1 pseudogene is annotated in these 329 nt (G+C 62.3%); it reads left to right on the forward strand.

Annotated features, from left to right (window positions below):
* Positions 1-31: 31 nt before the first annotated feature.
* Positions 32-329: pseudogene (locus IG178_RS24660) on the forward strand (AIPR family protein); the annotation flags it as partial.

Consider the following 329-nt stretch of genomic DNA (forward strand, 5'->3'; position numbering starts at 1 on the left):
TTGCCGTGGACGCCGGAACAAGGTTCTCGAGATTCTCGGATACGCCGAGGATGGCGGGGATGACTCCCTTGTCGTCTTGGCGGGGACGCACACTGGCGATCCCGACGCCTCCCTTAGCCTGACCGAGGCCAAGAGGATCTTCAGCGCCGCAGCGGGATTCCTAGAGCAGTCGGCCGACGGATCGCTCGAGTCGATCCTCGAGCCGAGCTCCAAGGAAGCGGATTACGCCACGTTCTTCCGAGAGATGCTCGCAAACCGCGTGCAGCGGATCCGCTTCTACCTCCTCACGGATGCCGTCAAGAGCACGAGGATCAAGGAGATCCCCGGAT

The organism is Neoluteolibacter marinus (assembly GCF_014904755.1).
GTDB lineage: Bacteria > Verrucomicrobiota > Verrucomicrobiia > Verrucomicrobiales > Akkermansiaceae > Haloferula > Haloferula marina.